The organism is Actinoplanes sp. NPDC051388 (assembly GCF_055586225.1).
The window spans coordinates 1-12,973 of record NZ_JBVJIP010000030.1 but is presented as its reverse complement, the minus strand read 5'-3'; the positions used below and the strand labels follow the sequence as shown (position 1 = coordinate 12,973).

The following is a 12,973-nucleotide window of genomic DNA, read 5'->3' as shown; positions in this document are numbered from 1 at the left end:
GGATCCTCCGGGGGTCTCAGCCGACGAGCCGCGCGATGGAGCGCAACGGAATGCGCAGCCATCCGGGCCGGTGCCGGGCTTCGTATGCGGCCTCGTAGACCGCCTTGTCGAGCTCGTAGGCCGCCAGCAACGTGCCCTGCAGACGCGGGTCGAGGCCGGAGGCGTGGGCGTAACCGTCGCAGAACGCGGCACGGTTGCGGTCCACCCATTCGCGGGCGCGGGCGGCGAGGTGCTCGTCGTCCGCCTGATCGACGAGCAGCTGATACGCCGCGTACTCGAACGACCGCAGGATCCCGGCGACGTCGCGCAGCGGCGAGTCGGGCATCCGCCGTTCCTCCAGAGGATGCCCCGGTTCGCCCTCGAAGTCGATCAGCAACCAGGCGGCCGGGGTGCGCAGCACCTGGCCGAGGTGCAGGTCGCCGTGCACCCGCTGGACCGTGACGGACTCGCCGGTCAGCTTGCGGAAGCGCTCCTCGATGGCCGGCGCGGCCGATTCCAGCTCGGGCACCGCGGCGACCGCCGAGCCCAGCCGGGCCACCACCGCGTCCACCGGGAACGGCGCCGGGCCTGCGCCCAGCTCGGCGGCGAGCGTGGCGTGCACCGACGCGACCGCCTCGCCCAGCCGGTAGGACTCGCCCTGGAAGTCGCCGCCCACCTGATCGGCGGCCAGCTCGGAGTCCTCCGCGAACAGGTCCCGCGCGCTGGCCGTGGCCATCGCCCAGCCCTCGGCCGAGTTGGCCGCATAGGCCGTCACCATGCCGAGCGGCGAGTCACCGGCGTCGAACGAGCCGAGCAGGCGCGCGACGTGCGGGTTGCCCGCCCGGCCGAGCACCCGGTTGAGCTCGGTGTCCGGGTTGATGCCGGGCTGCACCCGCCGGAAGATCTTGAGGATCGCCTCCTGCTCGAAGATCACGCTGGTGTTGCTCTGCTCGGCGTCGAACACCCGCGGCGAGGCGTCCACCGGCAGTCGCACGTCCGGCTCGGGCAGGAACGTGATGTCGCCGACCGTCTCGCCGGCCGCGATCAGCGACAGCAGGAAGTGGGCGGCGGACGGGTCGTAGAGCGCGTCGTAGCCGGTGCGGTCGCCGTCGGTGCCGATGGTCGCGACGGTGCTGTATTCGAAGATCGGCCCGGAATCCCAGGCGACCAGGATCTGGTAGCGCTCCGAGCTGCCGTCGGCGTAGGTGGCGTCCAGCAGCACCAGGTCGAGGTTGTCCCGCAGCGTGGTGACCGCGGCCGGTTCGGCGGACACCAGGGTCCGGTTGCGGCCGGCGTACCAGCGCTGCTGCGGGAGCCACTCGGCGTAGGGCAGCGTCATTGCTTCTCCTCCGACCCGCAGAGCTGGAACCAGTAGAAGCCGTGCCCCGGCAGGGTGAGCAGGTAGGGGAGTTGACCGATCCGCGGGAAGTTCACGTGTCCCGTCAGCTCCACCGGGGTGTAGCCGGCCCAGTGCTGCAGGTTCAGTTCGATCGGTTGCGGGAAGCGGGACAGGTTGTTGACGCAGAGCACCACGTCGTCGCTCTTGTCCTCGCGCAGGAACGCCAGCACCGACGGGTTCGAGCCGCCGAGCTCGCGGAAGGTGCCGGTGGCGAACGCGTCGTGCCGGCGCCGCACGGCCAGCATGGTGCGGGTCCAGTTCAGCAGCGACGTGTGGTTGTCGCGCTGCGCCTCGACGTTCACCGACTGGTATCCGTAGATCGGGTCCTGGTTGGCCGGCAGGTGGAGCCGGCCCGGGTTGGCGGTGGAGAACCCGGCGTTGCGGTCCGGGGTCCACTGCATCGGGGTACGCACACCGTCGCGGTCGCCGAGCCAGATGTTGTCGCCCATCCCGATCTCGTCGCCGTAATAGAGGACCGGCGATCCGGGCAGGGACAGCAGCAGCGCGGTGAACAGCTCGATCTGGTTCCGGTCGTTCTCCAGCAGCGGCGCCAGCCGGCGGCGGATGCCGACGTTCGCCTTCATCCGCGGGTCCTTGGCGTACTCCGAGTACATGTAGTCGCGCTCTTCGTCGGTCACCATCTCGAGCGTCAGCTCGTCGTGGTTGCGCAGGAAGATGCCCCATTGCGCCATGTCCGGGATGGCCGGCGTCTGGGCCAGGATCTCGGAGATCGGGAAGCGCGACTCGCGCCGGACCGCCATGAAGATGCGCGGCATCAGCGGGAAGTGGAACGCCATGTGGCACTCGTCGCCGCCGGTCTTAGCGTCGCCGAAGTACTCCACCACGTCGGCCGGCCACTGGTTCGCCTCGGCCAGCAGCACCCGGCCCGGGAACTCGTCGTCGATCACCTTGCGGCAGTGCTTGAGGAAGGCGTGCGTCTCGGGCAGGTTCTCGCAGTTGGTGCCCTCGCGCTCGAACAGGTAGGGCACCGCGTCCAGCCGGAAACCGTCGATGCCCAGGTCCAGCCAGAACCGCAGGACGTCGAGCATCGCGTTCTGCACGTCGGGGTTGTCGTAGTTCAGGTCCGGCTGGTGCGAGAAGAACCGGTGCCAGAAGAACTGCCGCCGCACCGGGTCGAAGGTCCAGTTGGACTCCTCGGTGTCGACGAAGATGACCCGGGCCTCTTCATATTTGTCGCTGGTGTCGCTCCACACGTAGTAGTCGCCGTACGGGCCCCCGGGATCGCGCCGTGACTCCTGGAACCAGGCGTGCTGGTCGGACGTGTGGTTCATGACCAGGTCGGTGATCACCCGGATGCCGCGCTTGTGCGCCGCGTCCAGCAGCGCCACGAAGTCCTCCACCGTGCCGAACTCGGGCAGCACGCGGTAGAAGTCGCTGATGTCGTAGCCGCCGTCGCGCAGCGGTGACTGATAGAACGGCGGCAGCCAGAGGCAGTCCACGCCGAGCCACTGCAGGTAGTCCAGCCGCTCGATCAGCCCGCGCAGGTCGCCCGAGCCGTCCGAGCTGGAGTCGTAGAAGGCGCGAACCAGCACCTCGTAGAACACCGCGCGCTGGAACCAGGTCCGGTCGGCCGGCAGTGAGCGCGCGTGTTCGAAGTCGTCCGCGGTCGGGTGTTCCACCACGCCGTCCTCGACGTGGCTCCCCTCGCTCGGAATGTGGTCTGTGCTCGGGTCCAGGTCTTCCGTCAGGTCCATCGTTGTTCCCACCTACCCCACCTGCTGGATCTCAATCAGAGCAAAGGGCCTTAGTCGCGCCGCTGCACGACGAAGACGTGGGCAGGCTCGTGGTACGGGTCGATCCGCACCGCGTTGTGCTGTCCCCACTCGTATTCGGCGCCGCTGATCTGGTCGGTGACCGTGAACCGGTCGTGCCACTCCAGTCCCAGCGCCGGCATGTCCAGCACGGTGTTGCCCCACTGCACGTTCATCGAGTCGAACGAGCAGATCACCAGGATGGTGTTGCCGGTCTCCGGATCGCGCTTGGAGAAACACAGCAGCGCCGGGTTGTCGATCTCGTGGAAGCGCAGGTTCCGCAACCAGTGCAGGGCCGGGTTGTCGCGCCGGACCTGATTGAGCTTGGTGATGAACGGAGCCAGCGACCGGCCGGCCCGCTCGGCCGCCGCATAGTCGCGCGGCTTCAGCTCGAACTTCTCGTTGTCGATGTTCTCCTCGGCGCCTGGCCGGGGCACGTGCTCGAAGTGCTCCAGCCCCGAGTACATCCCCCAGGACGGCGACAACATGCTGGCCAGCACCGTGCGGATCTTGAACATCGGCGGCCCGCCCTGCTGCAGGTGGGCCGGCAGGATGTCCGGCGTGTTGGGCCAGAAGTTGGGTCGCATCCAGTCGATCGAGGCGAGCAGATCGTCCATGTACTCCCGCATCTCCTGTGCCGTGGTGCGCCAGGTGAAGTACGTGTACGACTGGGTGAAGCCGATCTTGCCGAGCCCGTTCATCATGGCCGGCCGGGTGAACGCCTCGGCCAGGAACAGCACATCCGGTTCCTCGTCCTTGACCTTGGCGATCAGCCACTGCCAGAAGTTGAGCGCCTTGGTGTGCGGGTTGTCCACCCGGAAGATGCGCACGCCCTGGTGCACCCAGTGCATCACCACGCGATAGACCTCGTCACGCAGCCCGCGGTAGTCGTTGTCCCAGTTCAGCGGGTAGATGTCCTGGTACTTCTTGGGCGGGTTCTCGGCATAGGCGATGGTGCCGTCGGCGCGCGTGGTGAACCACTCCGGGTGTTCTCTGACCCACGGGTGGTCGGGCGCCGCCTGCAACGCCAGGTCCAGCGCGACCTCGAGGCCGTTCTCCTGCGCGACCGCGACGAACTCACGGAAGTCGTCGAGCGTGCCGAGCAGCGGGTTGACCGCGTCGTGGCCGCCCTCGTCGGAGCCGATCGCCCACGGCGAGCCGACGTCCTCCGGCCGGGCCACCAGCGTGTTGTTGCGGCCCTTGCGGTTGATCTTGCCGATCGGGTGGATCGGCGGCAGGTAGACGACGTCGAAGTTCATCGCCGCGATGGCGGGCAGCCGCCGCTGGGCGGTCTTGAAGGTGCCGTGCTTGATGGGCGTCGCGTCCGGGCCGATCTCGGCGCCCTCGGAGCGCGGGAAGAACTCGTACCACGCCGAGAAGAGCGCCCGCTGGCGATCGACCCACACCGCGTAGGACCGGGTGGTGGTGACCAGCTGGCGCACCGGGTGCTCCCACAGCAGCGGTCGCAGCTCGAGCGCGGGGGAGACCCGGGCGAACAGCGACCGCTCCTCGTCGCGCATCGCGGCCGCCGCCTCGCGGACCCGCTCCTGCTCGCTCTCCGGCACGATCTTGAGCGCCAGGTCGAGCACGTCCGCGCCCTCGGACAGGTCGTTCGCCAGGTCCTCGACGCCCTGCCCGGCGCCGATCTTCTTGGTGACCGCGTTGTGCCAGGTCAGATAGGGGTCGTCGAAGGCCTCGATGGTGAACGTCCAGCGGCCGACGGTGTCCGGCTTGATCACCGCGTGCCACTGGTCGAGCCCGGGAGCGCCGGGCTGCATGCGGGTGAACGGCTCGTGATGCCGGTCCGGGCCCTGCCATACCACGTTCAGCCCGAGAGTGTGGTGTCCTTCGCGGTAGGACACCGCCGAAACCGGAACGAGCTCGCCGACCACCGCCTTGGCGGGGTAGCGGCCACAGGACACCGACGGTGTGACGTCCTCGATGGGAAAGCGTCCGGTCATGATCTCCACCGTAGTCAGATAGGCCTGGACGGTTGGGCGGCGACGCGAATATGCCCATGCGCCGTAATCGGAACTTCTCCGTAGTGGAGCGTTCGCAAACGGGCGCCGCCGACACGCCCAACCTACCGGAGCACGCTCAGCCCGGCGCATCGAGGCGCGCCTGCGCACCGGCAGCAAAAGCTCGCAATTCCGCGTCCGGCACAACCGGTCCGATCCGGCGAATCCGTGGTTGACCGCGGCCACCACGGGAGCGCGTCGGTTGCCGTCGGGTGCCATCGGGGCGACCCTGCTCATCCCCGCGTCCCGGCCGCCGAGTGGTGAGCCATGACGCGGTCCCGCCCGGGACGGCGCCGACGAGGGGACCACCCGTGGCCGGACCGTTCGCCGACCTGTCGCCCGTGATCGCGGCGAGCACGCACTGGCTGGCCCGTGCCTATCCGCCCGCGGTCTCGGACATCGTCGCCTTCGACCGCGCCGAGTTGCAGGCCCGCGAGGCCGTCACGGTCGCCGCGTGGCTGCGCTACCCGACCGCGATGGACGCCGCGCTGGTGGCGATCGCCGGCCCGGGCGGCTCGGCGGTGCTGGACTGGCGGGCCGGGTCGGAGCCGGACGACGAACAGGCCGCCGACGAGGGCTGGCGCACCTGGGTCGACGAGGTCGTGGTCAGCTGGGCGGCCTGCCTGCTGGCCGACCCGATGCTGGCCCGGCGGGGCGTCGACGCGGTGGCCGCGGCGATCCCGGCCGGCAAGCCCCGCCCGCACGCCCGCGGCACCGGCGAGTTCCGCAAGCTGCTCGCCCCGGACGCGGCCGACCGGGAGGCCGCGGCACTGCTGCGGCACCCGGACCTGATCGAGTCGGTCGCCACGATGCACCGCGACGACCTCTATTACCTGCTCGGAGTCATGGCCTCGGACTCGCCGGTGGCGGTCTGAGGCGTCAGTCGGCCAGCCGGGCCGGGAAACCGCCGGTGGCGATCGGGCCCCAGCCGTCGATCGTCACGCGGATGAGCGACTTGCCCTGGTCCTTCATCGCCTGGCGGTACTCGTCCCAATCCGGGTGCTCGCCGGAGATGACCCGGAAGTACTCCACCAGCGGCTCCAGCGCCTCGGGCAGGTCGAGCACCTCGGCGGTGCCGTCGACCTGCACCCAGGGGCCGCCGAAGTCGTCGGAGAGCACGCACACCGACACCTGCGGGTTGCGCCGGATGTTCCACGCCTTGGCGCGCTCCGGGTAGGTCGAGATGACGATGCGGCCCTCGGCGTCGACCCCGCACGAGTTCGGCGAGGACTGCGGCCGCCCGTCCCGGCGGGTGGTCATCAGGATCGCGTGGTGCCGCGGGCGCAGGAACTCGAGCAGTTCCGCGCGCTCGACCTTCCGGTTGGTCGCGATGCTCCGGGCCATGTGTCAGCTCCCCACGGTCGCGGGCGTGGTGGTGATCTGGGCGGTCACGGCCGCGCCGATGATGCCCGCGTTGTTCAGCAGGGTGGCCGGCACGATCGGGGTGCGGATGTCGATCAGCGGGAAGAAGCGGTCGGACTTCTTGGAGACGCCGCCGCCGATGATGAACAGCCGCGGGGACAGCAGCATCTCGACGTGGCGCAGGTAGTCCTGCACCCGGCCGGCCCACTTCTCCCAGCTCAGGTCGTCCTGCTCGCGGGCCCGGTCGGAGGCGCGCAGCTCGGCGTCCTTGCCGTCCAGCTCGAGGTGGCCGAACTCGGTGTTCGGGATCAGCGTGCCGTCCAGGAACAGCGCGCTGCCGATGCCGGTGCCGAAGGTGAGCATCATGATCAGCCCGCGCCGGCCGGCGCCGGCGCCGAACGCCACCTCGGCCACCCCGGCCGCGTCCGCGTCGTTGAGCACCGTGGCCGGCGCTCCGAGGCGGTCGGCGAACAGCTGCGCGGCCGGCGCGTCGAGCCAGGACTTGTCGACGTTCGCCGCGGTGCGGGTGACGCCGTCGACGACCACGCCCGGGAACGTGACGCCGACCCGGTCGAAGCCGGCGAACTGCGCGGCCACCTCGGCCACCGCGTCCACCACGCTGGTCACGTCGGACGGCTGTGGGGTCGCCACGCGGTAGCGCTCCTCGAGCAGCTCGCCGCGGACCGTGTCGACCGGGGCGCCCTTGACGCCCGAGCCGCCGATGTCGATGCCGAGGATGGCCATCTGTCTTCCCGTCTGATCGCGGTTGCAGTTCCTGCTTAGTACCACGTGCCGCCGCCATCGAATCACTTGACGATTGCCAGTTAATGGGTAACACTCAAGTTATGACCTCTAACGGACTGACCGAAATCATCCTTCCCGGCATCGTCGAGCCCGAGGGCCTGCAGGTCGCGCACCGCCCGGTGCCCAGTCCCGGCGCTGGTCAGGCGCTGATCCGGATGGAGGCGACGGGCGTCAGCTTCGCCGAGCAGCAGATGCGCCGCGGGCGTTACTACGACCAGCCGCCCTACCCGTTCGTGCCCGGATACGACCTGGTCGGCCGGGTCCAGGCGGTGGGCGCCGGCGTCGACGCCGCGCTGACCGGCCGCCGGGTGGCCGCGCTGACCAAGGTCGGCGGCTGGAGCAGCCATCTGGTGGTGGACGCCGCCGACCTGGTCGACGTGCCCGCCGGGCTGAGCGCCGCACAGGCCGAGACCGTGGTGGTGAACGGCATCACCGCGTGGCAGATGCTGCACCGGCACGCCCGGGTCCGGGCCGGCCAGACGGTTTTCGTGATGGGCGCGAACGGCGGCGTCGGCTCGACCCTGGTGCAGCTCGCCCAGCTGGCCGGCGCCCGGGTGATCGGCTCCGCCTCGGCCCGCCACCACGACGCGCTGCGTGCGCGCGGCGTCGAGCCGGTGGACTACCGCGGCGACATCGGCGCCCAGGTGCGGGCGATCGCGCCGGACGGGGTGGACGCCGTGTTCGACCACGTCGGCGGCCCCGGCATCGTGACCTCGTGGAAGCTGCTGCGCCGCGGTGGCGCGCTGCTCTCCTACGGCAGCGCCTCCACGCGCGACGACACCGGCAACGCGCAGATCCCGCTGCTCAAGCTGTTCGGGCGGCTGTACTGGTGGAACTTCACGCCGAACGGGCGCCGCGCGCACTTCTACAACGTGTGGGGCGGGCTGCGGAACAAGGCGAAGTTCCGGGCCCGGCTGCGCGCCGACCTGACCGAGGTCTTCGAGGCGATGGCGGCCGGCCGGCTGACCGCGCCGGTCGCCGCCGAGCTGCCGCTGACCAGCGCCGCCGAGGCGATGCGGCTGGCCGAGTCCGGCACCGTCAGCGGCAAGGTCGTGCTGACCGCCTGAGACCCGCTGGGGAATTCGGGTCAAGTCCGGGTGTGCCGTGCCGAAAAGGAGGTCGAGAACCAGGCGACGACGTCCGGCGGACACCCCCGGCTGCCGTCTCGTCGCCACCGAAGGAGTCGCCATGCGGCGCAGCCCGCTCCGAATCGTCGCCGCCACCGGCATGGCCGCGGCGCTCACTGTCGGCCTCTCCGGTCCCGCGGTCGCCGCGCCGGCTGCCGGCGCGGAGGTCCGGCTGATGAGCGGCGAGGGCTGGTTGAACCAGATCGGCAGCGCCCTGCTCGCGCCCATCGTGCGCGGCGCGGGCGGCGACAAGACCGACAAGGCCGACCCGGACTCGGGCGCCGCCAAGACCGGAGTGCGGCTGACCGGCGCCGGGGTGGGTGTGGCGCTGATCGACTCGGGTGTCGCGCCGATTCCCGGGCTGAACGCCCCCGGCAAGGTGATCCACGGCCCCGACCTCTCCTTCGAGTCGCAGGCGCCGAACCTGCGCAACCTGGACACCTATGGGCATGGCACGCACATGGCCGGGATCATCGCCGGCAGTGACCCGGCGAGCGTGACCGGCGCGTCGCGGTTCGACGGGGTCGCGCCCGGCGCGCGCCTGATCAGCCTCAAGGTGGCCGCGTCCGACGGCGCCAGCGACGTCTCGCAGGTGATCGCGGCCATCGACTGGGTGGTCGAGCACCGCAGCGACCCGGGCATGAACATCCGGGTGCTCAACCTGTCCTTCGGCACCGAGTCGACCCAGCCGGCCACGCTCGACCCGCTGGCCTTCGCGGTCGAGCAGGCCTGGAGCAAGGGCATCGTGGTGGTCGTCTCGGCCGGCAACGACGGCTTCGGTGCGAGCAACCTGACCATGCCGGCCGCCGACCCGGACGTGATCGCGGTGGGCGCCGCCGACGCCCGCGGCACCGAGACGCGCACCGACGACGTGGTCGCCGACTTCAGCAACCGCGGCAACGTGGCCCGGCACGCCGACGTCCTCGCGCCCGGCCGCTCGGTGGTCTCGCTGCGCGTCCCCGGCTCGTACGTCGACCGCACCTACCCGGCCGCCCGGCTGAGCACCACCGCCGACCCGGCCCAGCGGCTGGTCCGCGGAAGCGGCACCTCGCAGGCCGCCGCGGTGGTCTCCGGCGCCGTCGCGCTGCTCCTGGAGCAGCGCCCGAATCTGACCCCGGACCAGGTCAAGAAGCTGCTGATGAGCACCGCCACGCCGATCGCCGGCGCGGACGCGCTGGCCGGCGGCAGCGGTCAGATCAACGTCGGGGTGGCCGCGGCCGCCAAGAAGCCGACGGACGCCGCACAGCTCAACCTCACCGCGACCGGCCTCGGCTCGCTGGAGCGGGCGCGCGGCGGCACGCACGTCTACGACCCGGCCAACGACGCCGCGCTGACCGGCGAGAGGGACATCTTCGGCAAGGCCTGGAACGCTCCGTCCTGGTCGCTCGCCTCGCGCACCGAGACGAGCTGGACCGGCGGCACCTTCAACGGCACCCGGTGGGCCGGCGACGCGTTCGGCGCGAACGTCGGCGACCAGCGCACCTGGGCGGGCGTGACCTGGACCGGGCGCACCTGGGCCGGCGCCGACTGGGCCGGGCGCACCTGGGCGAGTGCGTACTGGACCGGCCGCACCTGGGCGAGCGGCACCTGGGCCGGGCGCACCTGGGCGGGCCGCACCTGGGCCTCCGGCGGCTGGACCGGAGACCCATGGCACTGATCCGGCCGGACGCGTCCGCGTGGTGGTCGCGCCCCTCCGTGCGGGTGGGCGCGCTGACCGCCGTGCTCGGTCTGGCCGCCGCCGTGGTGACGGCCGGCTTCGCTCGGCACGGCGTGCACGCGCCGGTGCTGCCCGGCGGCGCCTGGTGGCTGGTCGCGCTGATCGGCCTGTTCGCGCTCACCGAGGGCTTCACGGTGTTCGTCCGGGTGCGCCGCGGCGCGCACGCGGTCAGCCTCAGCGAGTTCCCGATGGTGCTCGGCCTGCTCGCCTTCGATCCGGTCACGGTGATCCTGACCCGCACCCTGGCGGGCGCCGCCGGGCTGCGGATGCTGCGCCGCCAGCGCGGCGCCAAGCTGGCCTTCAACGCGGCGCTGCTGGGCGTGCAGGCGAGCGTGGCGGTGCTGGTGTTCCACCTGCTCGCCCCGGAGGCGCTGGGTCACACGGCGACCGGCCCGGGGCTGCGCGGCTGGCTCGCCGCATATGCCGCGATGGTGCTCGCCGACGTGGTGTCCGTGGTGCTGCTGACCGCGGTGATCGCCCTGCACGACGATCCGGGGGAGTGGCGCCGGCTGCCGGCCGCGCTGCGCAGCGTCTGGATGGTCGCCGTCACCACCACGATCGCGCTGGTCAGCTTCTCCGCGGCGGTGCAGGCCCGGTGGGCGTTGATCCTGGTCGCGGTGATCGCTGTGGTGCTGTTCCTGGCGTACCGGGCCTATGTGCTGCTCGGCCACGGCAACGCCGAGGTGCAGCAGCTCTACGAGTTCACCCGGGCGCTGGACGGCAACGGCACGGTCGACGAGCTGCTCACGGTGGTGCTCGGGCTGTTGCGCGACGTGCTGCGCGCGGACACCGCCGAGCTGGTCCACCGGGTCCCCGAGGGCGTGCGCCACGTCCGGCTCAGCGGCCAGGCTACGGGTTTCGTGCGCGAGCTCGGCTGGGCGGCCGACGATGCCTGGCTGATGCCTGCCCTGGACCGTGGTGAGCCGGTGCTGCGACCGGACGGCGACGCGATGGCCGTCCCGGTCGCGCACGGCGACGACCGGGCGGTGCTGGTGGTGCGCGAGCACATGACCGACGGCGGGCCCTTCACCGCCGCCCGCCTCACCCTGTTCCGGGCGCTGGCCAACCACGCGGGCGCCGCGCTGGGCCGGGCGGTGAACTTCGACCGCTTGCGCCGCGAGGCCGCCGACAAGCTGCACCTGTCGCTGCACGACCCGCTCTCCGGCCTGCCCAACCGCCGCTATTTCCACCAGCTGCTCGACCAGGCGCTGGCGGACGCCCGCCGGGACGGCACCGGGGTGGCCGTGATGCTGCTCGATCTCGACCGGTTCAAGGAGATCAACGACGCGCTCGGCCACGACACCGGCGACGCGCTGCTCCGGGAGATCGGCGAGCGCCTGCGCACCCACCTGGCCGGTGACGGCGTGGTCGCCCGGCTGGGCGGCGACGAGTTCGCGGTGCTGGTGCCCACCTCCGGGTCGGTGGAGGCGGCGGTGGCCGCGGCGGCCGAGCTGGGCGGCGTGGTCGAGCGCGCGGTCCGGATGGACCCGATGACGATCACCGCGCGGGCCAGCGTCGGGGTGGCCGCGGCGCCGCTGCACGGCGACGACCCGCAGACCCTGATCCGGCACGCCGACGTCGCCATGTACGCCGCCAAGGAGCACCACAGCGGCCTGCGCCTCTACGACCCGGCCGCGGACCAGCACAGCCCGCAGCGGCTGGCCCTGATCGCCGACCTGCGCACGGCGGTGGAGAACCGCGATCTGGTGGTCGTGTTCCAGCCCAAGGTCGAACCACGCACCGGCCGGGTGATCGGCGCCGAGGCGCTGGCCCGCTGGCACCACCCGCGGCTGGGCCCGATCCCGCCGGACACGTTCATCCCGCTGGCCGAGCACAGCGGCCTGATCCGCCCCCTCACCCTGCACGTGCTGGAGGTGGCGCTGCGCCGCCGGGCGGCCTGGGCCGAGCGCGGTCACGACCTGGACGTGGCGGTCAACCTGTCGCCGAACAGCCTGCTCGACACCGAGCTGCCGGAGATCGTCGCGCTGCTGCTGGAGCAGACCGGCAGCCCGCCGCACCGGCTGACCCTGGAGATCACCGAGGGCACGATCCTGGCCGATCCGGAGGGCAGCACGGCCACGCTCGAGCGGCTGCACGCGCTCGGCGTGAAGCTGTCGATCGACGACTTCGGCACCGGCTACTCGTCGCTGGGCCGGCTGCGGGCGCTCCCGCTGCACGAGGTGAAGATCGACAAGTCCTTCGTGATGCGCAGCTCGGAGGACCACCGGGACCGCGCGGTGGTGCGCTCGGCGGTGCAGCTCGGGCACGCCCTCGACCTGCAGGTGGTGGCCGAGGGCGTGGAGGACCGGGCGACGTACGCATACCTGGCCCAGGAGGGCTGCGACGTGGTGCAGGGCTTTCTGCTGTCCCGGCCGCTGCCCGCCGAGCAATTCCTCGATTGGGTGATTGAGCACGGAACGTCACTCATACTTTCGGCTGGTCAGGAATAGGCCGAGCGGTTAGCGTGAGAGGTACGTACGGTCGCCGCGTGCGGGCACGGCTCTCTGCCCGTCTGATGGAGGACCTTCCATGATCACTGCGAGTGATTCCCCGACAAGCACCGCCACCGAACTGCTGGCCGCCATGTCGGCCGCACCCGCCGGGCCGGAGCGCGCCCGGACGCGGGATCGTGCGATCGAGGCGTGGCTGCCTCTCGCCCGGCACCTCGCGCACCGCTACGCCGGCCGCGGCGAACCCACCGACGACCTGATCCAGACCGCCAACGTCGGCCTGATCAAAGCCGTCGACAAGTTCGACCCCGAACGCGGCGTCGACTTCGCCGGCTACGCCATCCC

At 71.4% G+C, this 12,973-nt stretch carries 10 protein-coding genes; 5 read left to right on the top strand and 5 right to left on the bottom strand.

The features are described from left to right. Positions 1-16: 16 nt before the first annotated feature. Genes ACZ6TI_RS45110 through ACZ6TI_RS45100 form a run of 3 tightly spaced genes read right to left on the bottom strand, consistent with a single transcriptional unit; the run spans position 17 to position 5,111 of the window. Positions 17-1,318, bottom strand: coding sequence for a maltokinase N-terminal cap-like domain-containing protein (locus tag ACZ6TI_RS45110; RefSeq protein WP_465351460.1), 1,302 nt, complete (start codon positions 1,316-1,318; stop codon positions 17-19). Further along, positions 1,315-3,093, bottom strand: coding sequence for a maltose alpha-D-glucosyltransferase (gene treS / locus ACZ6TI_RS45105; RefSeq protein WP_465351459.1), 1,779 nt, complete (start codon positions 3,091-3,093; stop codon positions 1,315-1,317). The genes ACZ6TI_RS45110 and treS overlap by 4 nt, the downstream gene beginning before the upstream one ends. Positions 3,094-3,143: 50 nt before the next feature. After that, complete coding sequence (locus tag ACZ6TI_RS45100; protein WP_465351458.1) at positions 3,144-5,111, bottom strand: alpha-1,4-glucan--maltose-1-phosphate maltosyltransferase; 1,968 nt, start codon at positions 5,109-5,111, stop codon at positions 3,144-3,146. Positions 5,112-5,479: 368 nt separating this feature from the next. On the opposite strand from ACZ6TI_RS45100, the gene ACZ6TI_RS45095 reads away from it, so the two are divergent. Next, positions 5,480-6,043: a hypothetical protein gene (locus ACZ6TI_RS45095; RefSeq protein ID WP_465351457.1), complete on the top strand. Its 564-nt coding sequence runs from the start codon at positions 5,480-5,482 to the stop codon at positions 6,041-6,043. Positions 6,044-6,047: 4 nt separating this feature from the next. Here the strand turns inward: ACZ6TI_RS45095 and ACZ6TI_RS45090 are convergent, their stop codons facing one another. Further along, positions 6,048-6,512 (bottom strand): PPOX class F420-dependent oxidoreductase, encoded by a 465-nt coding sequence (locus ACZ6TI_RS45090; RefSeq protein WP_465351456.1) that lies wholly within the window; start codon positions 6,510-6,512, stop codon positions 6,048-6,050. Positions 6,513-6,515: 3 nt separating this feature from the next. Next, positions 6,516-7,274, bottom strand: a complete 759-nt coding sequence (ppgK, locus tag ACZ6TI_RS45085; protein WP_465351455.1) for a polyphosphate--glucose phosphotransferase — start codon at positions 7,272-7,274, stop codon at positions 6,516-6,518. A 101-nt stretch (positions 7,275-7,375) separates the two neighbouring features. On the opposite strand from ppgK, the gene ACZ6TI_RS45080 reads away from it, so the two are divergent. The 4 genes from ACZ6TI_RS45080 to ACZ6TI_RS45065 all read left to right on the top strand — a co-directional run. Continuing rightward, entirely contained in the window at positions 7,376-8,401 is a 1,026-nt protein-coding gene (locus ACZ6TI_RS45080) for a medium chain dehydrogenase/reductase family protein (RefSeq protein ID WP_465351454.1), read from the top strand. Between the two features lie 121 nt (positions 8,402-8,522). Then, positions 8,523-10,118 (top strand): S8 family serine peptidase, encoded by a 1,596-nt coding sequence (locus tag ACZ6TI_RS45075; protein WP_465351453.1) that lies wholly within the window; start codon positions 8,523-8,525, stop codon positions 10,116-10,118. After that, complete coding sequence (locus tag ACZ6TI_RS45070) at positions 10,109-12,628, top strand: putative bifunctional diguanylate cyclase/phosphodiesterase (protein WP_465351452.1); 2,520 nt, start codon at positions 10,109-10,111, stop codon at positions 12,626-12,628. The genes ACZ6TI_RS45075 and ACZ6TI_RS45070 overlap by 10 nt, the downstream gene beginning before the upstream one ends. A 79-nt stretch (positions 12,629-12,707) precedes the next feature. After that, the coding region (locus ACZ6TI_RS45065; protein ID WP_465351451.1) for a sigma-70 family RNA polymerase sigma factor at positions 12,708-12,973 on the top strand (266 nt) is incomplete at its 3' end.